The 20,482-nt window shown below is 70.2% G+C and carries 19 protein-coding genes and 1 pseudogene; 13 read left to right on the top strand and 7 right to left on the bottom strand.

Annotation, left to right across the window (positions count from 1 at the left end):
* Positions 1-91 precede the first annotated feature (91 nt).
* From IF00_RS41135 to IF00_RS0112260, 3 genes are all read left to right on the top strand, one after another.
* Complete coding sequence (locus tag IF00_RS41135; protein ID WP_078944644.1) at positions 92-535, top strand: ATP-binding protein; 444 nt, start codon at positions 92-94, stop codon at positions 533-535.
* Between the two features lie 158 nt (positions 536-693).
* Entirely contained in the window at positions 694-1,260 is a 567-nt protein-coding gene (gene sigK / locus IF00_RS0112265; RefSeq protein WP_030317321.1) for an ECF RNA polymerase sigma factor SigK, read from the top strand.
* Positions 1,257-2,024, top strand: a complete 768-nt coding sequence (locus tag IF00_RS0112260; protein WP_030317319.1) for an anti-sigma factor — start codon at positions 1,257-1,259, stop codon at positions 2,022-2,024. Before sigK ends, IF00_RS0112260 begins: the two co-directional genes overlap by 4 nt.
* A 186-nt stretch (positions 2,025-2,210) precedes the next feature.
* Here IF00_RS0112260 and IF00_RS0112255 read toward each other — a convergent pair whose 3' ends face one another.
* Positions 2,211-2,987 (bottom strand): hypothetical protein, encoded by a 777-nt coding sequence (locus IF00_RS0112255; protein WP_030317318.1) that lies wholly within the window; start codon positions 2,985-2,987, stop codon positions 2,211-2,213.
* 171 nt (positions 2,988-3,158) lie between these two features.
* On the opposite strand from IF00_RS0112255, the pseudogene IF00_RS41130 reads away from it, so the two are divergent.
* Positions 3,159-3,654 (top strand): annotated as a pseudogene (locus tag IF00_RS41130) (helix-turn-helix transcriptional regulator); the annotation flags it as partial.
* 146 nt (positions 3,655-3,800) lie between these two features.
* Here the strand turns inward: IF00_RS41130 and IF00_RS0112245 are convergent.
* Both IF00_RS0112245 and IF00_RS0112240 read right to left on the bottom strand, forming a co-directional pair.
* On the bottom strand, positions 3,801-4,463 hold the full coding sequence (locus IF00_RS0112245) for a response regulator (protein ID WP_030317316.1): 663 nt from the start codon (positions 4,461-4,463) through the stop codon (positions 3,801-3,803).
* Positions 4,460-5,587 carry a sensor histidine kinase gene (locus IF00_RS0112240; RefSeq protein WP_030317314.1) on the bottom strand — a complete coding sequence of 376 codons (1,128 nt, stop codon included), beginning with the start codon at positions 5,585-5,587 and terminating at the stop codon, positions 4,460-4,462. The genes IF00_RS0112245 and IF00_RS0112240 overlap by 4 nt, the downstream gene beginning before the upstream one ends.
* 196 nt (positions 5,588-5,783) lie before the next feature.
* Here IF00_RS0112240 and IF00_RS0112235 point away from each other — a divergent pair, with 196 nt between their 5' ends.
* The 3 genes from IF00_RS0112235 to htpG all read left to right on the top strand — a co-directional run bounded on the left by IF00_RS0112235 (position 5,784) and on the right by htpG (position 9,330).
* Complete coding sequence (locus IF00_RS0112235) at positions 5,784-6,215, top strand: DUF6223 family protein (protein WP_030317313.1); 432 nt, start codon at positions 5,784-5,786, stop codon at positions 6,213-6,215.
* Positions 6,216-6,631: 416 nt separating this feature from the next.
* On the top strand, positions 6,632-7,282 hold the full coding sequence (locus IF00_RS0112230) for a hypothetical protein (RefSeq protein WP_037638016.1): 651 nt from the start codon (positions 6,632-6,634) through the stop codon (positions 7,280-7,282).
* A gap of 128 nt (positions 7,283-7,410) precedes the next feature.
* Complete coding sequence (gene htpG / locus IF00_RS0112225; RefSeq protein WP_030317311.1) at positions 7,411-9,330, top strand: molecular chaperone HtpG; 1,920 nt, start codon at positions 7,411-7,413, stop codon at positions 9,328-9,330.
* A gap of 62 nt (positions 9,331-9,392) precedes the next feature.
* Here htpG and IF00_RS0112220 read toward each other — a convergent pair whose 3' ends face one another.
* On the bottom strand, positions 9,393-9,608 hold the full coding sequence (locus IF00_RS0112220; protein WP_030317310.1) for a hypothetical protein: 216 nt from the start codon (positions 9,606-9,608) through the stop codon (positions 9,393-9,395).
* Between the two features lie 17 nt (positions 9,609-9,625).
* Positions 9,626-10,120, bottom strand: a complete 495-nt coding sequence (locus tag IF00_RS0112215; protein ID WP_051820182.1) for a DM13 domain-containing protein — start codon at positions 10,118-10,120, stop codon at positions 9,626-9,628.
* Positions 10,121-10,606: 486 nt separating this feature from the next.
* On the opposite strand from IF00_RS0112215, the gene IF00_RS0112210 reads away from it, so the two are divergent.
* The 3 genes from IF00_RS0112210 (at position 10,607) to IF00_RS0112200 (ending at position 14,985) form a co-directional block, all read left to right on the top strand.
* Positions 10,607-11,848 (top strand): NAD(P)/FAD-dependent oxidoreductase, encoded by a 1,242-nt coding sequence (locus tag IF00_RS0112210; RefSeq protein WP_051820133.1) that lies wholly within the window; start codon positions 10,607-10,609, stop codon positions 11,846-11,848.
* Between the two features lie 375 nt (positions 11,849-12,223).
* Entirely contained in the window at positions 12,224-13,453 is a 1,230-nt protein-coding gene (locus IF00_RS0112205; RefSeq protein ID WP_037638011.1) for an FUSC family protein, read from the top strand.
* Positions 13,454-13,497: 44 nt separating this feature from the next.
* The gene (locus tag IF00_RS0112200; protein ID WP_030317303.1) at positions 13,498-14,985 is read left to right on the top strand and encodes an MFS transporter; all 1,488 of its coding nucleotides are present in this window, start codon (positions 13,498-13,500) and stop codon (positions 14,983-14,985) included.
* A 142-nt stretch (positions 14,986-15,127) separates the two neighbouring features.
* Here the strand turns inward: IF00_RS0112200 and IF00_RS0112195 are convergent, their stop codons facing one another.
* Positions 15,128-16,291 carry an extracellular solute-binding protein gene (locus IF00_RS0112195; RefSeq protein ID WP_245234499.1) on the bottom strand — a complete coding sequence of 388 codons (1,164 nt, stop codon included), beginning with the start codon at positions 16,289-16,291 and terminating at the stop codon, positions 15,128-15,130.
* Between the two features lie 567 nt (positions 16,292-16,858).
* Here IF00_RS0112195 and IF00_RS0112190 point away from each other — a divergent pair.
* Entirely contained in the window at positions 16,859-17,512 is a 654-nt protein-coding gene (locus IF00_RS0112190; RefSeq protein WP_030317300.1) for a carbonic anhydrase, read from the top strand.
* 129 nt (positions 17,513-17,641) lie between these two features.
* Here the strand turns inward: IF00_RS0112190 and IF00_RS0112185 are convergent, their stop codons facing one another.
* Positions 17,642-18,268 (bottom strand): hypothetical protein, encoded by a 627-nt coding sequence (locus IF00_RS0112185; protein ID WP_030317298.1) that lies wholly within the window; start codon positions 18,266-18,268, stop codon positions 17,642-17,644.
* A 109-nt stretch (positions 18,269-18,377) separates the two neighbouring features.
* Here IF00_RS0112185 and IF00_RS0112180 point away from each other — a divergent pair, with 109 nt between their 5' ends.
* Entirely contained in the window at positions 18,378-18,950 is a 573-nt protein-coding gene (locus IF00_RS0112180; protein WP_030317296.1) for a GNAT family N-acetyltransferase, read from the top strand.
* Positions 18,951-19,122: 172 nt separating this feature from the next.
* Positions 19,123-20,379 carry an NAD(P)/FAD-dependent oxidoreductase gene (locus IF00_RS0112175; RefSeq protein WP_030317291.1) on the top strand — a complete coding sequence of 419 codons (1,257 nt, stop codon included), beginning with the start codon at positions 19,123-19,125 and terminating at the stop codon, positions 20,377-20,379.
* Positions 20,380-20,482: the final 103 nt, after the last annotated feature.

The raw sequence follows: 20,482 nt of genomic DNA, 5'->3' as shown, positions 1-20,482 counted from the left end.
GTGCGGGAGGCTCTCGCCGTCGATCCGTCATCCGCGCTCGGGGCGGCTACGAATCCCTCACACAAGAGGTCCCCGTCCCCAGGGAGCGGTCATGACCCTCACCGCATCACCCTCAACGTCCAGCGCGACGCGCCTTGTCGTGGCCCTGCCCTGGGGCCTGCGGAGTCCGGCCGTCGCCCGTCGCCTCGCGGTCTGCTGGCTGGAAGCGGCCGACTGCGCCCGAACGGCTGACGCCGTCCTCGTCGTGTCCGAGCTTGTCACCAATGCCGTCCGCCACACCCGCGGCCCTTGCCTCCTGACCCTGACCGATGACGGCGCGTACCTGGACATCGCGGTCACCGACCACAGCGAGGACATGCCCGACGTCCACCAGCCCGCAGGCGGCGACCACCGAGGCGGCTTCGGCCTGGAGATCATGCGCCGGCTCGGGGACTCCGTCAGGGTGGTCCCCCGCATCGGCGGCAAGACCGTGCATGTCGCACTGCAGGTCCACACTGTCCACACACCCGCACGCGACCGCCGGAGGCCGCCGTGATGGCCCAGGCCCGAGCTGGACTCACTCGGCTGGCACGGCCACGCGGCACGAGCCCGTCGCAGGCGGCAGAGTCGGACGCGTCGGGCCACTCCGAGCAGGGCGGCCCGGCGCCGCACGCCCGGGCGACCGACCACCAGAGGCACGATGGGGGAAGACCATTGCCTCACGCACGCGAATCGAACGCCCACCTCGACACGCTCCTGCTCAGGGCGGCGAACGGGGACCGGGACGCGTTCGCCGGCGTCTACGACGCACTGGCCCAGCCGGTGATGGGGCTGGCCTGCCGGATCCTGCGGGACGCCGGCCAGGCCGAGGAGGTGACGCAGGACGTCATGATCGAGGTGTGGCGGACAGCGGACCGTTTCCGGCCCGACCTCGGAACGGCGAAGGCATGGGTGCTCACCCTCGCCCACCGGCGCGCCGTGGACCGCGTGCGTTCCGTCCAGGCGAGCAAGGACCGCGAGGTGCGTGCCGGGATGCTGTCGGCGGACCGGGACTTCGACCAGGTCGCCGAGACCGTCGAGAGCCTCGACGAGCGGCGCCGTGTCCATCGCTGCCTGGCGGAGCTGGCCCGCCTGCAGCGAGTACCGCTGGTGCTCGCCTACTACCAGGGAATGACCTGTCTCGAGGTGGCGCGCTCGCTGTCCACCCCCGAGGGAACGGTGAAGTCCCGGATGCGCAAGGGCCTCGATCAGCTGCGCGCCTGTCTGGAGGCCGGATCATGACCACGCCGGAGGATCCGCACCTCAGTGCCGCGGCATACGTTCTGCACGCTCTGCCACCAGCGGAGGAGGCCGCCTTCGAGAATCATCTCGCCGGCTGCGAGGTCTGCCGCAGGGATGTCGTCGCGTTCGAGAGGACTGCCGCCCGGCTCGCCGCCGCCGAGACCGCACCGGTGTCCGAGGAGCTGCGTGTGCGTGTCATGGAGCAGGTGTCCCGCACTCCGCAGGACCGGCAGCGTCATACCGTCCGGCCCCGCGGCGGATCCCTCCGCCGGAACGGGTTGCGTCTCGCCCTCGCCGCGAGCATCGCGGCGGCGGCCGCGCTCGGTGCCTTCGCCGTCCGGGAGCACGAGGAGGCCGACGAGGCACGCGCCCAGGCAGCCCTGGCCCAGGAGCAGGCCCGTACCGCAGGAGAAGCGTTCGCGGGCGTCCTCACCGCGCCCGACGCCACCGTGCACACCGGTGAGCTCGCCGACGGAGCCGAGGCGGCGGTCGTCGTGTCCCGCGCGCAGGCCAAGGCCGCATTCACCGCCCGGGACCTCCCGGCGCTGCCGAGCGGCACGGTGTACGAACTCTGGTACGCCGGTGAGGCCGGCGACCTGCGCCCGGCCGGCCTTCTGGACAACACCGGCGACCGGGCCACACGCGTCCTCGACGGTCCCCTGGGCGACGCGGTCGCCGTCGGCATCACCGTGGAACCCGCGGGCGGCTCCGAGCAGCCGACCACCGAGCCCCTCGGCATCATCTCCATCAGCGCCAGAGCCTGACGAGCTCGTGCACGGGAGGCGGGGTCACGAAGGTCGGCTGGCAGCTGTCATCGGGCCCTCGGCATCACGCCGAGGCGGACGTCGTACGTCGAACGCCGGAGAGCCTCGCGAGGTCTCGTCCGTGACGGCCACCGGTGCCTTCCGGCAGGGATCGTCGGCCGTACCTGTCCGGGCGTCTCGGGCCGTCTACGTCGAAAGCCGGTGCACCGTGTTGTCGTCGGTGACCTCGTACAGGTCGATGCGCAGCAGTCTGCGTACGCGCGCGGGCACCCGCTCCGCGGCCTTGACGGACGTCGAGGGCACGACCAATGCGTACCGTGTGCCGGGTGCTTCGCTCGTCATACGGCGCAGCAGCTGCCCGTAGGCGATGTCTGCGTCGATGCCCCTCTCCGAGGTGCGGCCCTTGACCTCGCAGATCAACCGGTCGTCCCCTCGTACGGCTTCGACGTCGGTCCAGCGGTCCGTGGGGTCGACCGGCGTCCACCCTTCGGAAAGCAGCCAGGTGCGGAAGGAGTCGACGACGCGGTCTTCGTCGCTGTGGCGGGCCAGGAGCTGTCGCAGTACGGCCACGTCGGCCTCCTCACTGCGTCGCAGCCGTCCCCGACCGTCCGCGTCGAGGTCGGCAGGCCGGATGACCACCAGCCTCAGGCCGTGTGCGGGGATCTCTGTGTCCCGCCGCGAGTCGTACAGGGCCCGCTGTTGACCCCGGTGGACGCCGCTGACGGTCATCCGGTCCGGTTTGTCGAAGTGAGGCATCGCCTGGTCGTGCTGAAGCTCGCGGTACTCGACCACGAGCCGGTGGCCTGGCCAGTAGGCGTCGACCGGCAGCCTGGCCTGCCGGCCGCTCGTTCCGGGATCGCCCAGCAGCCAGTCGAACTTGTGCTGTGTCAGCGCGGCTTCGCCCAGGACCTGGTTGCACAGGCCCACCACGTAGGCCTCGTCGCTTGCGTCTCTCGTCCCCATGGCCAGGCATCCTCCCACCGGCTGATGCTCGTCACCGGGGACTTCGTCCATCGCGTACGGCACGGTCTGGCGCGTCGCCCGCACATCGGTGATGCGGAGCGGCTCCCACTGTTCGCTCGGTCCGACAGCGACCGCTCGACGCCGCAGCGCCCGCCGGTATCGCCGCCCTCCGGCACACATCCGGAGCTGCATTCCGCCGTCACCCTCCTGGCCGCGGAGCTCGAGAAACCGCGCACGGGCACGGACGCCGCCGTCCCCGTGCTGCTGGACGCGCTACTGCTCTACATCCTGCGCATCTGGTTCGACGAACAGTCCTCCCGGGCCAACCCCACGGGATGGGCCGCCGCGCTCAACGACCCCCCGGTCGCCGCCGCCCTCCACGCCATCCACCGAGATCCGGCATCGCCGTGGACGGTGGCGACACTCGCGGCGGAGGCCGGGCTCTCCCGGGCCTTTCGCCCGGCGCTTCGCCCTGCTCATCGGTCAACCACCCATCGGCTACCTGACCTGGTGGCGGATGACCGCGGCGGCGCGCCTGCTGCGGACATCGGACGCACCGTCGAGATCCATCGCCGCCCAGGTGGGCTACACATCCGAGTTCGCCTTCGCCCATGCGTTCAAGCGCACGCACGGCTTGGCCCCCGGCTCGTACCGGCGGAGGAACTGACGCCGGGGACGGGGAGAGCGCCGTCGGGGAGGGCATCGCGTCCGAGTGCGAGCGTCGAGCGCAGCCGCCTGATCGCGCTCGCGGCGGTGACGGGGCTGCCCCCTGGACATGACACTCCCCTTTGGCAGAGTGGACGACCGCGGCTGTCACGAGTTGCGCGGCGTCACCAGTCCCGATTCGTAGGCGAGAACGACGAGTTGGGCCCGGTCACGCGCGTGGAGTTTGGTCATGGCGCGGTTGATGTGGGTTTTCGCGGTCAGCGGGCTGATCACCATGCGGTCCGCGATCTCGTCGTTGGACAAGCCCTTCGCGACCAGGACGACGGCCTCGCGTTCGCGACCGGTCAGCCCTTCCAGCGCTGTGCCGGCGTCGGTGGGGAGCGGCTGGGTGACGTACCGGTCGATCAGCTTGCGGGTGATCGAGGGTGCGAGCAGGGCGTCCCCACGCGCGGCGACGCGTACGGCGTGCAGGAAGTCCTCGGGCACGATGTCCTTGACGAGGAATCCGGCGGCGCCTGCGCGGAGCGCGTTGAAGACGTACTCGTCCAGGCCGTAGTTGGTCAGGATGACCACTCGTACCGCGGCCAGGGCCGGGTCCGCGGCGATGCGGCGGGTTGCCTCGATGCCGTCCATGACCGGCATCTGGACGTCGACGAGCACGATGTCGGGCAGGTGTTCCTTGGCACGTTCCAGGCCCTCCTCGCCGTTGGCGGCCTCGGCCACCACCTCGATGTCGTCCTCGAGGTCGAGGAGTGCGCGGAATCCGCTGCGGATGAGCGGCTGGTCGTCGACCAGCAGGACACGGATCACGAGGCCCGTTCCACGGGGAGCTCGGCCTGGACGGTGAAGCCGCCGTCGCCGCGCGGCGCTGCCTGGAACCGACCTCCGAGAGCGGTGACGCGTTCTCGCATCCCGAGCAGTCCCATGCCGGGCGGCGGGGCGGTGTCCGGCGTGGCCTTGCCGTCGTCGTCCACCTGCAGGGCGACCATGTCCGGGCGGTAGGCGATGCGGACGGATGCCTGGGTGGCGTCCGCGTGACGGGCGATGTTGGTGAGCGACTCCTGAACGATTCGGTAGACGGTCCGGCCCACCGCCGCCGGTACGTCGTGCCGCTGCCCCTCGATCGTCAGCGTCGCCGCGAGTCCGCTCCTCCCGGCCCGCTCCACCAGCTCAGGGACATGCCCGAGCCCGGGCGGCGGGGTCGTGTCGTCGTCGCGCAGCACCTCCAGGGTCGCGCGCAGCTCCCTCGCCGCCTCTCGTCCCGCCTCCCGGATCGCCAACAGGGCCTCCGGCACCTGCTCGCCCCGCTTGCGGGCCACGTGGACGGCGACTTCGGACTGCACCTTGATGACCGAGATCTGATGGGTGAGCGAATCGTGCAGCTCCCTCGCGATGTGCAGCCGCTCCTCGTCGGCGCGGCGCCGCGCTGTCTCCTCGCGGGTGCGCTCGGCTTCGTCCGCTCGCCGCTCGGCCTGCCGCAGCGCTTCGCCCGCGGCGCCGGCGGCGATCAGCCAGGCGATCTCAAGGGCACCTCGGGCCTGGGCGAACGCCTCTCCCGTGTCGTGCAGGCCCGAGGCCAGGGCCGCGAGCGGAAGAGCCGCCAGTACGGCCACGCTCGTCACCACCGTGACGAGGCGGTGTCCCGCCCGCATCGCCGCGTACACCGCGAAGAGGAACGCGACGGCGGGCACGTCGAACCCGGCGGCCTGGTACCCCACCGCGCACAGCCCACTGACGGCCAGTACGGGAACCGGAGCCCGGCGGCCGGCAGCCAGCGCCAGGCCGCCGCCCGCCAGCAGGGCGAATCCGAGGACGTCGAGGCCCGTGAAGGAGTGGTGCGAGGACATCCCGGTGACCATCAGCGCCGCCGCCACACCGCCGGCGGTCAGGCAGTCTCTGACCCCGGCGCGAACGCCGAACCGTCCTTTGCTCATGCGCGAACCGTAGCCGGATGCCGCCGCGGGCGAATCCCGCGCCGGGACGAGCGGCCGACTACCACGTACGCAGTACCTTCGCGGCTCCTGCCGCTTCCGCGGTAGCGCGAGATGCCTGCGTCTGCTGGACGACCTTCCGCAGGCCGCCCGACATGCTCGGAACACATCCAGTCGTGGGAAGAGAAGGAGCACCTCGATGTCCGCTCGTCGCCTGTTCGTCGCCGCCTCGGCCGCCCTGCTCGGAGGTCTCGGTCTCGGTCTCGGTCTTGCCGTGCCGGCAGCAGCCCACGCCTCCGTCCAGCCGGTCGCCGTCGCCGCCGGTGTCTACGACTTCAGCCTCGGGCGACTGGGGGCCACCACGGGCGGGCTGCTGGGGCTGGTCGGCGTGGTCATCGCCGTGGTTGCGCTGGTACGGCCTGCCGGTCCCCTCGCCACTGCCCGCCGGTCGCGCACGGCCATGACGGCGGGGCTGATCGCCATGGCCCTCGGCGGGCTGGTCGCGGCCACCGCCGAGGGTGGTCTCGGCACCGGGAACGGGCTGGGGGGCGCCTACGTGGCCTTGCTGCTGGGGTTGATCAGCACAGCCCTCGGCGGCCTCGCTCTGACGCGCTCCCGCCACGCCGGCTGACCGGTTGACCGGCCGACCGGCCGACCGACTGTCCGGCCGACCGACTGTCCGGCTGTCCGGCTGTCCGGCTGTCCGGCTGTCCGGCTGTCCGGCTGTCCGGCTGTCCGGCTGTGCCCAATGCCCAGGGGCGCGGAGGACTTCCAGCGCGTGGCGAGGCGATCGGCCGTGGCACGCCGGGGCTGGATCGCATGCGGTCCGGCGATCGGCATCGAGCGCCGGCCGGGGCCGCCGGACCGCGCCCAGGCCCTTACGGAGAACCGGGCAACTGGTGGCCGATGCGAGTGACCACGTCGGGGCCGGCGTCGTGACACCTGCAGCAGGTTCGGCCGGTTGCTGCCGAGGCGCTCCAATGCCTGTCATCTGATGGATGACAGGTTACAATGTCGTCGATATGATGACAGTCGAAGGAGGTGCCCGTGACCGCAGCCGACCAGCCGTCCACGACCGGCACCGGCGCCCACGGCCCGGCGTCCTTTCTCGCCGCCGCGGCGGCCCTTGCCGCCATCGACGACGCCATGCGCGATGCCCAGCACGAGACTTCCGACGCCACCGGCCCCGGTCCTGAGCAGGCGCTGGCTTCCCTCATGCTGCTGCGGCAGGTGCGCGAGCAGCTCGCCGGCTGGGAGACCGGGCTGATCGAGACCGCCCGCGAGGCGGGCGCCAGCTGGGCCGACCTCGCCCGCCCCCTCGGAGTCTCCAGCCGTCAGGCCGCCGAACGCCGATATCTGCGGGGCCGCCCCGGCGCCGTCGGCGCCACCGGCGAGCAGCGCGTGACGGCCACCCGCCAGGCCAGGGCCGCCGAACGCGCCACATCCACGTGGGCCCGCGCCAACGCCGCCGACCTGCGCCGCCTCGCCGGGCAGATCACCGCGCTCGCCCATCTCGCGCCCGAAGCACGCTCAGCTCAGGCCGCCCTGCATGCCGCCCTCGGCGCCACGGATGCCGCCGAGCTCATCGCTCCCTTGACGGACATGCGCCCCTACCTCGATACGCACCACGCCGACCTCGTCACCCGCCTCGACGCCCTCGACGACCAGCTCACGGCGACGGCGGCTGACGATGACTGACTCCTCGCACGGAGAGTCACAGAATGCCGGTGCGATCCCGGCCGCCGCGAAGCACGCCGGCGGCAGGCAACGACTCACATCGACGCCATACCTGACCGTTCATGACGTTCCCACAGAAAGGGCCCCCCATGGGTAGCAGTGTCGAGACGCTGGAATTCCAGGCTGAGACACGCCAGTTGCTCCGACTGGTCATTCACTCGATCTACTCGAACAAGGACATCTTCCTGCGCGAGCTGATCTCGAACGCCTCGGACGCACTGGACAAGCTGCGGCTGGAATCACTGACCGACTCCAGCCTCGTCGACATCGACACCACCGGCCTGCACATCGCGTTGGAGGTCGACAAGGACGCCCGCACCTTGACCGTCCGTGACAACGGGATCGGCATGACCCGGGACGATCTCGTGGAGCTGATCGGCACCATCGCCAAGTCCGGCACGGCCGGCCTGCTGGAGAAGATCAAGGAGTCCAAGGACGCCGCCACCGCCGAGAGCCTGATCGGGCAGTTCGGCGTGGGCTTCTACTCCGCGTTCATGGTTGCCGACAAGGTCACCCTGCGCACCCGGCGGGCGGGTACCGACTCCGGTACCGAGTGGGAGTCCGACGGCGAGGGCTCCTACACCGTCCAGACCGTCGACAACCTGCCCGTGGGCACCTCGGTCACGCTGCACCTCAAGCCCGCCGACAGCGAGGACGGGCTTGCCGACTACCTGTCCGAGTCGAAGATCCGTCAGATCGTCAAGCAGTACTCGGACTTCATCCGCTGGCCTGTCCGAATGGCCACCGAGCGTACCGACGCCGAGGGCGAGACCACCCACGAGGTCGACACGCTCAATTCGATGAAGGCGCTGTGGGCCAGGCCGCGCGCCGAGGTGACCGAGGACGAGTACAACGAGTTCTACCAGCAGATCAGCCACGACTGGCTGGCGCCCGCCGAGACGATCCACATGCGCGCCGAAGGCACCTTCGAGTACGAGGCGCTGCTGTTCATCCCCTCGCAGGCACCCTTCGACCTGTTCTCCCGCGAGACCAGGCGCGGCGTGCAGCTGTACGTCAAGCGGGTGTTCATCATGGACGACTGCGAAGCGCTCATGCCCGACTACCTGCGCTTCGTCAAGGGTGTCGTGGACGCCCACGACCTGTCGTTGAACGTCTCCCGCGAGATCCTCCAGCACGACCGTCAGATCCGCGGCGTGCGTCGTCGCCTGGTCAAGAAGGTCCTCGGCGCCCTCAAGACCATGCAGGCCAAGGACGCCGAGCGCTACGCGAAGGTGTGGGCGCAGTTCGGCCGGGCTCTGAAGGAAGGCCTGGTCGAGGACACGGACAACACCGAGGCCCTGCTCGAACTGGTGTCGGCCGCCTCCACGCACGACCCGGAGAAGACCACCACGCTGCGCGAATACGTCGAGCGCATGAAGGACGGACAGGAGGCCATCTACTACCTGACCGGCGAGACCCGCGCGATGGTGGAGAACTCCCCCCACATGGAAGCCTTCGCCGCCAAGGGGTACGAGGTCCTGATCCTCACCGACCCCGTCGACGAGGTGTGGGTGGACCGGGTCCCGGCGTTCGACGGCCACCGTCTTCAGTCCGTCGCCAAGGGCCAGGTCGACCTCGACGCCTCGGCCGACGGCGACCAGGACACCGACGCCGAGAAGGCCCAGCGCGAGCAGGACTTCGCCGCCCTCCTGCCGTGGCTGACCACCACGCTGTCCGAGCAGGTCAAGCAGGTGCGCCTGTCGTCACGCCTGACGACCTCGGCAGCATGCATCGTCGGCGACGCCCACGACGTGACGCCGACCCTGGAGAAGATGTACCGGGCCATGGGACAGCAACTGCCCACCGTCAAGAGGATCCTGGAACTCAACCCCGCGCACCCGCTGATCACCGCCCTGCGCACGGCCCACGACAACCACGCGGACGACCCCGCCCTGGCGGAGATCGCCGAGCTGGTGTACGGCAGCGCGCTGCTCGCCGAAGGCGGCGACCTGCCCGACCCGGCCCGCTTCACCCGGCTGCTCACCGACCGCCTGACCCACACTCTGTAACCAGGAAGCGGCCCCGCACGCCCGGACACACCCACGCCCGCCTCGCCACCCGTGCCCCCCACTCACCACAGGAGGAGACATTCCGTACGGAGTGTCGGGGCGGGGCGGGCGTGGTCGGGCTGCCGCCCGCGCTCACCGCACAGGGCTTCGCCGAGCACCACGTCCCTCACGATGTCGTTCACCTCGGGGCTGAGGGGTGGGTGGTGGAAGACTCCGGCACCGATGACGGCGATCTCCTCGCAAGGCCGCCCCGTCGGCATCCCCGTCTTGCTCGGCACGCCTGAGTGGGCTCCGGTCAGGCGAGCTCGGCGGCGCCGAAGGAGACATCGAAGCGGTCGCACCAGATGGCGACACTGGTGAGGCCGGCGAGGTCGGTGTCGGCGGGTACGGCGTAGTTCTGATCGCCCTTGTTGCCCTTCAGCTTGCCCAGACTGACGTACGTCCCGTCATCGAAGACGCGCCAGCCCGCCGTCCCCTCCCTGACGGGGGCGTCGGTCAGCCAGACGCGCAGATCGGGTCCGCTGCTCGTGTCCAGGTTCTCCAAGCGCACCACGTGCGAGCCGTCCGGCAGCCGGATGAGCTTCACCGTCCCGGTGGTCGTGTGCTCGTGGCTGATGAAGGTGCCCTGAACCACAGTCGTGGGACCGGTGGGCGCGGTCGTCGCCGTGGCGGACGGTGTCACGCTCGGAGTCCGGGAGAGCGAGGTCGCGGAGACGGTCGGCAGCGCCTCGTTCACCGTCTCGTCCACCCACAGCGCCCACGGCTTGAACCACACCAGCCCGGCCACCATGACGGCCGCGGCCGACACCGCAGCCCCCGCCCGCCACCGATTTCTCACCACGTGCCCCGCCTTCTGCGCGCGAACTGCTCCTTCTGCGGCCATTCCACGCGATCGGACCTCCGAGCGGAAGGCCCACCGGGATGACGGAAATCCTACGGCCGTGATGGCGGAGAGCAGAGTGCGGCTCGCCCTCGCGGGACCGGTGATCGTGTACGGGGAGGGGGGTACGAGTGCCTACAGCGGAACCGCGGGTCCGCGGCGGGTCAGAGCGATGGTGGCCGCGTCGCCGGCGTAGCCGCCGCAAACGCGCCGCCGCGACCAAGGACTCGGTTCGGCGCTTCCGCCACCCCTCACGACGCCGCTCTGCCGAGACTGCAGCGGGAAGGTGTTCTAGCGTGGAAGAGGACACGCACCGCGCAGCGGCGATGACTGGCGTCGGTTCCCTCGTCCAGCCGCCCGCCCTTCGTGCGATGCTCCGATCGGCAGGTGAGATCCATGAGCGGCACGGCCGGCCCATCCGGCGACGGAAACCACCACCACGACGTGATCGTCGTCGGGGCACGCTGTGCGGGCGCGCCGACGGCGATGCTTCTGGCTCGTCTGGGTCACCGGGTTCTCCTGGTCGACCGGGCGACTTTCCCGAGCGACACGATCTCCACTCATCTGATCCATCCGCCGGGACTGGCCGCGCTGAGCCGATGGGGACTGCTGGAGCAGGTCGTGGCGACCGGATGTCCCCCCATCGACACCTACGCGTTCGACCTCGGGCCGTTCGCCATCGTCGGCTCTCCGGCCGGAGAGGGCTTGGACGCCTCTTACGCACCGCGACGCACGGCCCTCGACAAGATTCTCGTCGACGCCGCCGCCGAAGCCGGTGCCGAGGTGCGCGAGGGGTTCACCGTCGAGGAACTCCTGTTCGACGGTCCTACGGTGACCGGAATCAAGGGCCACAGCAAGGGCGGCGACACCTCCGTCGATCACGCCCGGGTCACCGTGGGCGCGGACGGACTTCACTCGTCCGTCGCCAGGGCGACCGGTGCCGCCTGCTACGCGGAGAAGCCGAAGATCAACGCCTACTACTACGCGTACTGGGCCGGACTGCCCATGCACGGAACGTACGAGGCGTACGACCGCGGCGACTGCGCCTTCGCCGCGTGGCCCACCAACGACGACCTGACGATGGTCGTCAGCGGCTGGCCCATGCGTGACTTCGAGGGCAACCGCAGCGACATCGAAGGCAATTACCACGCCACGCTGGCCCGTGCGCCGGCCTTCGCCGAACGGATCGCGAAGGCCACCCGGACCGAACGATTCGTCGGCACGGCCGTCCCCAACTACTTCCGCAAACCGTACGGCCCCGGCTGGGTCCTCGTCGGTGACGCCGGATACCTCAAGGACCCCATCACCGCCCAGGGCATCCAGGACTCCTTCCGGGACGCGGAGCGATGCGCCCGCGCACTCGACGACGTACTCGCCGACCGCCGGTCCCTCGACGAAGCGATGCGGGATTCCCAGGAGGCCAGGGACGCCGAGGTCATGAGCATGTACGAGTTCACAGCCCAGTTCGCGACGATGGAACCGCCGCCCCCCGAGATGCGACAGATGCTCCTGGCCGTGTCCCAGGACCCCTCGGCATCCGATGAGTTCGTCAGAGTCTCGGCGGGAATGACGCCACCCGAGGAGTTCTTCGGCCACATGCAGGAACGGATGAGCCGCCAGACACCCGACGCGGCCTGATCGCTTCGCCGGAAATCGACCGGGCTGCGGGCCGTCGCTCATCCCGGGCTCCGCGCCGTGGCTACGTGGGAACCGACCCTTCCGGGGCCCTGGCCCGTACCCGGCAGACGCCCCGAACCCGGTCGGCCGGCGCACCGCCGGCGTTTCCAGCCCGGCGGGCCTCCTGATCGAGGTCCTGTCCGTTTCGAGGTCCTGTTCGTTCTGTGTCTGCCATACCGCGACGCCGCCCGGTGGGACGGCCGCCACGCTGACGGCCGGAGCCGGCGGGGGGTGATCCCTCGGCCGCCCGGGCGTACCCGTGCATGAGCCTGGGGTCGTCCGGGCAGGCGGGTTGTCCAGAGAGCTCTGCGGGGCGGCGACGGGACGAGGTGGGGCGTGGCACGCGGCGAAGGACGGCACGACCGGGTCGGCGGGCTGTTCGCGCGCCTCCGGCGCGACCCCTTCGCCGTCCAGACGGTGCGGTCCGCGGCGGCTGCCACCCTCAGCTACGTCGTCGCCCTCCAGCTCAGCAGCGAACCGGCCCCCCTCACCGCCCCCCTCACCGCCCTCCTCGTCGTCCAGGTCACGCTCTACTCCACCGTGACCACCAGCCTGCGCCGGGTGAACTCGGTCGTCGTCGGCGTGCTGATCGCCATCGCGTTCAGCGCCGTCGTCGGCCTCTCCTGGTGGAGTCTCGCCCTCGTCATCCTCGCGTCGCTGCTCGTCGGCCGGCTCGTCCGGGTCGAGGAGTTCATCCCCGAGGTCGCCATCAGCGCCATGCTCGTCCTCGGCGTCACCCAGGTCTCCGACACCGCCTGGGACCGCGTCCTGGAGACCCTCATCGGCGCCGTCGTGGGCATGCTCTTCAACCTGCTTCTCGCCCCGCCCGTCTGGGTGGACACCGCAGGCGACTCCATCGAGGACCTCGCCCGACGGATGCGGCTGCTGCTCCTCGACGTGGCGGACGAGTTCACCGGCGCACCCCCTGTCGAGCAGGCCGCCACCCGGCTCCACGAGGCCCGCCGCCTCGACAACGACGTCGCCGACGTCGACGGGGCCCTGCGCACCGCCGAGGACAGCCTGCGCCTCAACCCCCGTGTCAAGGAAGGCCTCCTGCACCGGGTGGTGCTGCGGACCGGCCTCGACACCCTGGAGATCTGCGCAGTCGTCCTGCGCGTCCTCGCCCGCACCCTCACCGACCTGGCGAAACACCGCGGCGGGCACCAGCTGCTGCCCGAACCGGCCGCCCTGTCCATCCGGGAGACCGCCCAGTACACCGCCGACGCCATCGTCAGCTTCGCCGTCCTGGTCACCGCACCCGGCAGTGAGGACGCCGAGGCCGCGGAGACCCGGCTCGCGGGCGAGCTGCGGGCGGCCAGGGTCTGCAGAGACCACGCCGCCGACCGGCTCCTCGCCCTCGCCCTCGCCGACCCCGGTCGCTGGCAGCTGTACGGGGCGCTGCTCACCGAGGTCGACCGGATCCTCGACGAGCTCGACCCGGAGCACCGGGGCCACCGGCTGATGGAGGAGCTGGACCGGCGGGTTCGAGAGCGCAGTGACCGCCGACGCCGTCTCGCCCTGCGTGACCGGTGGGAGTCGCGTCGGACCACCCGCGCCGACGGATGACCGCTCGCGACGGGGACACCCGCGCGGGTACAGAGAGGAGAACCATGCGTCCGACGTCTTCTTCAGCAGGCTCCGGGACGGGCACGGTCACCACCGCCGTTCCGGCGCGGCTCGACCGGCTTCCCTGGTCCCGGTGGCACTGGATGATCGTCATCGGACTGGGCACCGTCTGGATTCTCGACGGTCTCGAGGTCACCATCGTCGGCAACGTCGCCGGCCGGCTGGCCGAGGAAGGCAGCGGCCTGGACATCACCGCGGCCCAGGTGACGGGCGTGGCCGCCGCCCTGTATGTGGCAGGAGCCTGCCTGGGCGCCCTGTTCTTCGGGTGGCTGACCGACCGCTACGGCCGCAAGAAGCTCTTCATGATCACTCTGGCGGTCTATCTGGGCGCCACGGCGATGACGGCCCTGTCCTTCGAGTCGTGGTGGTTCTTCCTCTTCCGCTTCCTCACCGGCTTCGGCATCGGCGGCGAGTACGCGGCGATCAACTCCGCGATCGACGAGCTGATCCCGTCCCTCTACCGGGGACGCGTCGACCTGATCATCAACGGCAGCTACTGGCTGGGCGCCATCGGCGGCGCCCTGCTGTCGATCGTCATGCTCGACACCGACATCTTCCCGAAGGACCTCGGCTGGCGGCTCAGCTTCGCCCTAGGCGTCGTGCTGGGTCTGGTCATCCTGCTGGTGCGCCGACATGTTCCGGAGAGTCCCCGCTGGCAGTTCATCCACGGCCACAGCGAGGAGGCCGAGGAGCTGGTCACCTCCGTGGAGCGGGAGATCGAGAAGGAGAAGGGCACGGAGCTGCCGCCGCCTGCCGGCGAGATCACCATCGAACAGCGCAAGAGCATCGGCTTCGGCACGATCGCAACGACCGTCTTCGGCCGCTATCCGCGCCGGGCCGTCCTCGGGCTGTCCCTGTTCATCGGACAGGCCTTCCTCTACAACGCGATCACCTTCGGCTTCGGCACCATCCTCATCACCTTCTTCGACGTTCCCACCGGCAGCACCGGTTATTACTTCGCGGTGATCGCAGCGGGCAACTTCCTGGGACCGCTGCTCCTCGGCCGGCTCTTCGACACCGTAGGTCGCCGGATCATGATCGCGGGCACGTACCTGCTGTCGGGCGTGCTACTCTTCGGCACAGCCTGGCTCTTCGGCCGTGGATCGCTGTCGGCCGCGACTCTGACGGCCTGCTGGTGCGTCGTATTGTTCTTCGCTTCGACGGGCGCCTCCAGCGCTTACCTGACCGTCTCCGAGATCTTCCCGATGGAGACCCGCGCCATGGCCATCGCGTTCTTCTACGCGCTGGGAACAGCGGCCGGCGGTATCAGCGGCCCGCTGGTCTTCGCCGAGCTGACCGAGTCGGGCGTGGTCGGGGACACAGTGCTGGCCTTCCAGATCGGCGCCGGGCTGATGTGTGCGGCGGGAATCGTGGCGGCCTTCCTCGCGGTGAACGCTGAGCGCCGGTCGCTGGAGGACATCGCCGAACCGCTGTCAGCGGTCCGGGACAGCAAGGGATCCGCGCAGGACTGAAAGGCTCCTCCCTCGCCACCGCACGCCTCGGCCTCGATTCCGAAGTCGGCGTCGGGGCCGCCACCGTGATCGGGATCGGCGACGGCAGCACCTTCCCGCCCCGCCGCCCCGAGAGCTTCCCCCCTTTCAGGAAACCCGTCTCTCACGACTCGTCCACTATGTCCCGAACCTCGTCGGCGATTCCTTCCAGAACGATTCCCGGATCGGCCGACGGTGCGACGGCTTGGCCGATGTTCCGCTTGATGGTGTTGCTCACCTGCAGCCACGACGGTTCGTTGACCGGGTAGAGCTCGGCACCGCTCAGGGCATCCAGGAACTGCTCGTTGCTGGGGTCCGCCGCGTCCTTTGACGCCAGGCTCGCGGACACCGTCGAGGGCAGCAGATGGTAGCGGCCGGCGAACGCGTTCAGGTTCTTGTCCTCGTAGACGAATTCCAGAAAACTCCCGACCAGTTCGCGATTGCCGTCGCGCTTGAAAGCCATCATCCAGTCGGCGACGCCCGCGGACGCGGCAGGCTGGGCGTCTTGACGTGTGTCCGACACCGGCATTCTCAGCGTGCCGACCTTCATGCCCTTCGCCCTGGCCTCGTGGAGAAGCGAGGGGTAGCCGTTGAGCATGCCGACATCGCCTCGCAGAAAAGCGGCGAAGGCATCCTTCCGGTTGAAGTTGGCCGGCGGGACCGGGCCGGTCAGGCCGGGCTCGACGAGGTTGTTCTTGATCCACCGGAAGGTCTGTGTGTTCCGCTCGGACGCGATGTCGTATCCGCCGGTGTCACCGGCGTACCCTCCGCCGTTGCTCAGTTCCCAGATCAGGGCCTCGGCGTGGGCCTCCTCGGGGCCGAGCGGCAGGGCGTACGGGCAGAGCACACCCTCCTTCTTCAGGGCCTTGGCCGCCTCTGCCAGATCGGTCCACGTCTTCGGCGGTTTCGCTCCGGCCTTGTCGAACAGCTCCTCGTTGTAGAAGAGAAGCCGACTGCTCGCCACGAAAGGCAAGCCGTAGAGTGTGTGGTCGACCGAGCCCGCCTCCACCAGCGGTGGCAGGAAATTCGATTCCACCCTCACCGGCAGCAACTCGCTCGCGGCATAAAGCCGGCCCTGCGCGGCGAAGTCGGAGTACGCGCCCATCAGCGCCACGTCCGGGGCATTGCCTTCCTCGACGAGACGGGTGACCTCGCGGTCGACGTCGGCCCACGGGTAGAGCGTCACCTCGACTTTCCTACCGGGGTGCGCGGCGACGAAATCAGCGGTCAGTCCGTCCCAGTACGCCTTGGAGCTGGTCTCCGGGCTGTTGCCGTACTCGGCCGCCACCAAGCGCAACGTCGTCCCGTCACCGCTTTCTGACGAGCCGCAGGCGGTAACGAATGAGCCCAGTAGGCCGAGTGCGGCCACGGAGGCGGTCGCACCGGTGAGTCTTGGTCGCACGGATCGTTCCTCTTGATTTCTCTGGACAGTGCGTCCGGCATCCTCTCCCGGCTCGGCACGCATGGCGCCCCTTGCTCGGAGATTGTGGAAACTTCTCCAATGGCAGCAGCGGGACCTGGTGCTTTCCCCTATGCCGCCATCGAATTCAACGCGCGTAGAGCGCTCCACCGTGTCCGACACCACTACGCGATGGAGTGTCGCCGAACGGTTGGATCGCGAGGTACACGGCCCGACGCCCCGTCCTGACAGCAAGGAGACGCATCGCCGCGACGACGACGTGTTCGCACCATCCACGCAGCCGAGCTCGTCGTGCACCGAGGGCGGTGACGCTGCCGCAGCCGAACGGGGGCCGGACGGTCTCGGTCGCGGCATCGCTCCGGGAGACGGGAGAGGCGAGTCCCGAAGGGGGCATCCGCCGAGGCGGGCCTGACTGCCGGATCATAGAGTGGCCCCATGCCGAGAACCTCTCCTGCCGTGGCCCTTGACGCCCTCCTCGCCGGTAACACGCGCTTCGTGTCGGGCGTACCCCTGCATCCCAACCAGGACGCCGCCCGCCGTACCGAGCTGGCCCCCGGCCAGGATCCCTTCGCCGTGATCCTCGGATGCTCCGATTCACGGCTCGCCGCCGAGATCATCTTCGACCAGGGACTCGGCGACCTGTTCGTCGTACGGACCGCCGGCCACGTCCTGGGGACGGAGGTACTGGGGAGCGTGGAGTACGCGACGAGCGTGCTCGGTGCGAGGCTGATCGTCGTTCTCGGCCACGACTCGTGCGGTGCGGTCGCCGCCGCCCGCGCTGCCGTGGAGGACGGCTTCTCCGCCGGCGGATTCGTCCGTGACGTGGTGGAGCGGGTGACGCCGAGCATCCTTGCGGCCCGGGCCGCCGGACTGACGGCGGACGGCGACATCATCGACGAGCACATCCGGCACACCGTGGATCTGATACTCGAACGGTCCCGGCTCCTCTCCGAGCAGGTCGCGTCGGGGGAGGTCGCCGTGGTGGGTCTCGGCTACGCACTGTCCGTGGGCAACGCCCGGGTCGTGACCGCCCGTGGCGACGTGCGCACCGATACCGCCGCGGCCGGCACGGGACCCGCGGCCGCCTGACCGAACGCATCGACTGCTCCGACCATCGACGTCATCGGCCTCGGCATGCGTCTGCCCCGCAGAACAACCGCGGCCAGGTGAGCACCCCGGTGGTCATCAGAGTCGGCTCCTCCCCCGCTTCGCCGCGTCTCACACGGGTGTCTGCCCGCCGGGCAGGGAGTGGGCGAGGAGGTACTCGGTCGCTCCGGCGATGGCCTCGGCATACGTGCGGTGGACGGGTTCGGACTCCGTCTCCTGATGGTCCGCGGCGGTGGCGGCGTACCACCAGGCGTCGGTCTCGGCATCGTGGTGCACCACGGCGGTGCCACCCGCGTAGTGGAGGGGGATGGACTCGCTGGCCGTTCGCCTGACGACGGCGTGGGGCCACTTGAGGCGGGCGGACTGGCGCTTGATGCCGCCCCAGGCAGCGCCGAGCTGGGCGTAGTTCGCTCCGCTGCGGCCGGCGACGGTGGCGGCGCTCTCCGCCAGCCGTTCGACGGAAAGCTTGGCTTCGTACAGGGCGCGCAGAAGCGCCAGCTGCACATCGGGCGACGCCATGAGGACGGGGTCGAGGGGCTTGCCGGCGGCGCGGTAGGCCAGTGCGCGGGTCGAGATCCGTTCGGCCAGGGCGCGCACGGCATCGTGGACGCTCTCGTCCATGGTGAAGGTGTCGCTCTGGGCGGGTTCGCTCCAGGCGGGCTCCACCAGGGCCGAGGCGGCGGTCCAGAAGTTCTCGTCGTTCCTGTCGGGCGTCGGAACTGCACTCACATCAGTCATGCGACAAGTTTAGCTGTCGAGAGAGAGTGTCGACAGTAATATCTGTCGCTGAATCTCGTGGGTGACCGGCACGGCCCCAGGGGAACCGTCTGCGTGACATCGTGGTGCCATGACCATCGTGGTTCGCCCGGCTTCGGTCTTCGAGGATGTACGCACCCTGGTCGGCCCGAAGTCGCCCGGGGCCAACGTGTGCTGGTGCCTGAGCTACCGGATCCCGTCCAAGCTCAACAACGAGCTCCGTGGACCCGCCCGCGGTGAGTACGTGGCCGAGCTGTGCCGGGCGGCAACCCCTCCGGGGGTGCTCGCCTACGACGGTGACGAACCGGTCGGATGGGCCGCCGTGGCACCGCGCTCGGCCACCTCCTTCGCGCACAGCCGCAAGATCCCGCACGTCGACGAGCTGCCGGTCTGGTCGCTGTGGTGCATCCGCGTGCGCCCCGGGCATCGCAAGAAGGGAATCTCGCACGCCCTGATCGCCGGCGCGGTCGAGTTCGCCCGCAGCCACGGCGCACCGGCGATCGAGGCGTACCCGGTCGACAACGGCGACGCCAGGGTCGACATGACGATGGCGTACGCCGGGATCCGGAAGAACTTCGAACGCGCCGGGTTCACCCACGCCGCCGACACCACTTCGGTGCTGGCCGGTCACCCCCGGGTCCTGATGCGACTCGACCTGCACTGACGGACCCGGCGGACCGGCGCGAGGACCTCTCCGACGACAGCGGTCGGTGCGGCGCGCCCCGGTTCGGCGGCGGCCCTCCCCGCGTAACGTGGCGGGCCCCGGGACGGTCCTGGACGGCCGGCGGAACCCGGGACGAGGGACGAGGGACGAGGGACGAGGAGTGACGGTCGGCATGGCGACGACGGACGACAAGCCCTACGACGTGACGGTCGTCGGCGCCGGGGCCGCCGGGCTCGCCTGCGCTACGGACCTGTCCGCCGGCGGGTTGCGTGTGCGGCTGCTGGAAGCCGACGACACCGTGGGCGGGCGGATGCGTACCGACCGGGTCGCGGGTTTCACCGTCGATCGAGGATTCCAGGTCTTCAACACGGCGTACCCGCAAGTGAAGCGCCGCCTCGACCTGCGGGCGCTGCGGCTGCGGCCGTTCACGCCCGGCGTCCTCGTGTACACCGAGGACGGGATGCGCCGGTTCACCGATCCCAGTCGGCGCTTCCGCGAGAGCGGTGACCTCCTGCCCGGACGGCTGGCATCCGGCCGTGACCTGCTTGCCCTCGGTGCGCTGACGGCACATGACGTGCTCGCACCGGCCGCCCGGCTGCGTGCGCGCCCCGACGGCACGACCCTCACAGCCCTGGCCGACGCCGGGGTGTCCGCCGACTTCGTGGAGACGTTCTTCCGGCCCTTCCTCTCCGGAGTCTTCCTCGAGGACGACCTGGAGACGTCGGCCCGCTTCTTCCATCTCGTGTGGCGCACCATGCTGCGCGGCACGCTGTGCCTCCCCGCCGACGGCATCGGTGCCGTCCCCGCTCAACTGGCCTCCCGACTTCCCCCGGACGTGCTGCGGACCGAGACCCCCGTGGCCGCCCTCAATCCGCATGGGGTGACGCTCACCGACGGCGCCGAGGTCCGCTCCCCCGTCGTCGTCGTCGCGACCGGACAACGGGCCGCCGCCGAACTCCTTCCGGGGCTCGCCGTACCGCGGGGACGGACCGTCACCACGCTCTACCACGCACCCGCAGATCCGCCCCTGTCCGAGCCCGTCCTCGTCATCGACTCACAACGCCGGTTCCTCAACAGCTGCGTCCTCACCGCCGTCCACCCTCACTACTCCCCCGACGGCAGGGCACTGGTGTCCACCTCGATCCTCGGTGCGCCCGATGACCAGGCCGTGACCGCCGTCGTACGTGCTCTGAGCGAGGTGTACGACACGGACGCGGGCTCGTGGGACCTCGTCCACCGGGTCACCGTTCATGACGCCCTGCCCGCGATGCCCGCCCCCCACCCCCTGTCGCTGACCACTCGCGTCGCACCGGGCCGGTACGTATGCGGTGACCACCGCGCCACGGGTTCCCTTCAAGGCGCTCTCGCCTCGGGCACCCGGGCCGCGCGAGAGGTCCTGGCCGACAGGAGAGACGGCGCCCGATCTTGACCTCCGAGGCTTCTCGGCTCGGCGCACGATCGACAGGGGTGCATCCGTCGCTGCCCCGGACCGGGAAGTCAATCGAGGCGGGTTTGCGCCGCAAGCGCTCGTC

The sequence above is a fragment of the Streptomyces flavochromogenes genome (assembly GCF_000717595.1).
Lineage (GTDB): Bacteria > Actinomycetota > Actinomycetes > Streptomycetales > Streptomycetaceae > Streptomyces > Streptomyces flavochromogenes.
The sequence above is the reverse complement of the archived record's forward strand: the minus strand, read 5'-3'. Positions and strand labels throughout refer to the sequence as shown.

Excerpts from the sequence above, each read along its gene's own strand:
- IF00_RS41135 (WP_078944644.1), top strand. The coding sequence starts at position 92 with ATGACCCTCACCGCATCACCCTCAACGTCCAGCGCGACGCGCCTTGTC.
- IF00_RS0112260 (WP_030317319.1), top strand. The coding sequence starts at position 1,257 with ATGACCACGCCGGAGGATCCGCACCTCAGTGCCGCGGCATACGTTCTG.
- IF00_RS0112255 (WP_030317318.1), bottom strand. The coding sequence starts at position 2,987 with ATGGGGACGAGAGACGCAAGCGACGAGGCCTACGTGGTGGGCCTGTGC.
- IF00_RS0112240 (WP_030317314.1), bottom strand. The coding sequence starts at position 5,587 with ATGAGCAAAGGACGGTTCGGCGTTCGCGCCGGGGTCAGAGACTGCCTG.
- IF00_RS0112235 (WP_030317313.1), top strand. The coding sequence starts at position 5,784 with ATGTCCGCTCGTCGCCTGTTCGTCGCCGCCTCGGCCGCCCTGCTCGGA.
- htpG (WP_030317311.1), top strand. The coding sequence starts at position 7,411 with ATGGGTAGCAGTGTCGAGACGCTGGAATTCCAGGCTGAGACACGCCAG.
- IF00_RS0112215 (WP_051820182.1), bottom strand. The coding sequence starts at position 10,120 with ATGGTGGCCGGGCTGGTGTGGTTCAAGCCGTGGGCGCTGTGGGTGGAC.
- IF00_RS0112210 (WP_051820133.1), top strand. The coding sequence starts at position 10,607 with ATGAGCGGCACGGCCGGCCCATCCGGCGACGGAAACCACCACCACGAC.
- IF00_RS0112200 (WP_030317303.1), top strand. The coding sequence starts at position 13,498 with ATGCGTCCGACGTCTTCTTCAGCAGGCTCCGGGACGGGCACGGTCACC.
- IF00_RS0112190 (WP_030317300.1), top strand. The coding sequence starts at position 16,859 with ATGCCGAGAACCTCTCCTGCCGTGGCCCTTGACGCCCTCCTCGCCGGT.
- IF00_RS0112185 (WP_030317298.1), bottom strand. The coding sequence starts at position 18,268 with ATGACTGATGTGAGTGCAGTTCCGACGCCCGACAGGAACGACGAGAAC.
- IF00_RS0112180 (WP_030317296.1), top strand. The coding sequence starts at position 18,378 with ATGACCATCGTGGTTCGCCCGGCTTCGGTCTTCGAGGATGTACGCACC.
- IF00_RS0112175 (WP_030317291.1), top strand. The coding sequence starts at position 19,123 with ATGGCGACGACGGACGACAAGCCCTACGACGTGACGGTCGTCGGCGCC.